This window comes from Xanthomonas sp. SHU 308 (genome assembly GCF_000364645.1).
Lineage (GTDB): Bacteria > Pseudomonadota > Gammaproteobacteria > Xanthomonadales > Xanthomonadaceae > Xanthomonas_A > Xanthomonas_A sontii.
In genome coordinates this window covers 1-1,153 of record NZ_AQOK01000057.1, presented here as the reverse complement: position 1 = coordinate 1,153, position 1,153 = coordinate 1, and the positions used below count along the sequence as shown (strand labels likewise).

Here is a 1,153-nt window from a genome sequence, read left to right as displayed (position 1 = left end):
CCGCTTGTGTCAAATAAGGGTCTATCGTTGTAGGTGAGAGCGGAGTGCGGCAGGCCGTTTAGCCGCAGTGCCAGCAAGCACGAGTAGGAGTCAGCGCCGCCGCACTCCGGTTCTCCTGCCTGACAAGCCCGAACAGTTGCCCGAGTGACGAGCTCGAACTCCACAAGCATGGGCATCGGCAGGAGCGCTCTCGTCCATGAGGCTACTGCGGAGAACGTCTATGCGGCGCCATGTCGGGATCGATGTATCCAAGGCTGAGCTGGTCATTCATGTCCTGCCGGACGAGCAGGCCTGGACCCAGCCCAATACGCCACAGGGGCAGCGTGCGCTGGCCCAACGTCTGGCTGGGATGGACTGCGAGCGGATCGTGCTGGAAGCCAGTGGCGGCTACGAACATGCCGTGCTGCAGGTGCTCCGAGAGGCGGACCTGCCGGCAGTGCGGATGGCCGCCGATCGTCCGCGCAAGCTCGCCCAGGCCTTGGGCCTGCATGCCAAGACCGATGCCCTGGACGCGCGCCTGCTGGCCATCGCCGCCCAGCACATCCCGACCACCCCCACGCCCGTGGTGCCCGGGCACCAGCAGTCTCTTCGCGAACTGCTGGACCTGCGTGCCACCCTGGTGGGCCAGCGCGATGCCCATCGGCGGCGCTTGGAACACATTACCAGCGCCAAGGCGCAACACCGCTGCCGAGAGGTGATCGCCCTGCTGAACCAGCAGATCCAGACGTTGACGCAGGAGATCGAGCAGCAGGGCAAGACCTGCTCGAGCCTACCCAAGGTGCCTGGGCTCGGGACGATCCTGCGCGCGGTTCTGGCCGCGCGGCTGCCAGAGCTGGGCACGCTGCCGCCACGCAAGCTCGCTGCCCTGGTCGGGCTGGCCCCGTTCAATCACGACAGCGGTTGCTGGAAAGGCCAGCGCCGCATCAAAGGCGGACGTGCCGACGTGCGGCGCGTGCTGTACATGGCCACCTGGGCCAGCATCCGCGCCAAATCCCCCTTGGCCAACACCTACGCACGTCTGCGCGCAGCGGGCAAGCCGGCCAAGGTCGCCATCGTCGCCTGCATGCACAAGTTCCTGCGCTGGCTCAATGCCATCGCGCGCGATCAGGCCCCGTACGCTCCTCCTGTCATCGCAGGTGCATGACAGTTGACT

1 protein-coding gene is annotated in these 1,153 nt (G+C 66.4%); it reads left to right on the top strand.

Features of this window, described 5'->3' with window-relative positions; translation table 11 throughout:
- The first annotated feature begins 220 nt into the window (after nucleotides 1–220).
- Nucleotides 221–1,144 (top strand): IS110 family transposase, encoded by a 924-nt coding sequence (locus D588_RS0102680; RefSeq protein WP_026143295.1) that lies wholly within the window; start codon nucleotides 221–223, stop codon nucleotides 1,142–1,144.
- The last annotated feature ends 9 nt before the right edge of the window (nucleotides 1,145–1,153 follow it).

What these genes read in the sequence shown, in the direction of transcription:
- D588_RS0102680 (WP_026143295.1), top strand. Translation starts at nt 221, where the DNA reads ATGCGGCGCCATGTCGGGATCGATGTATCCAAGGCTGAGCTGGTCATT.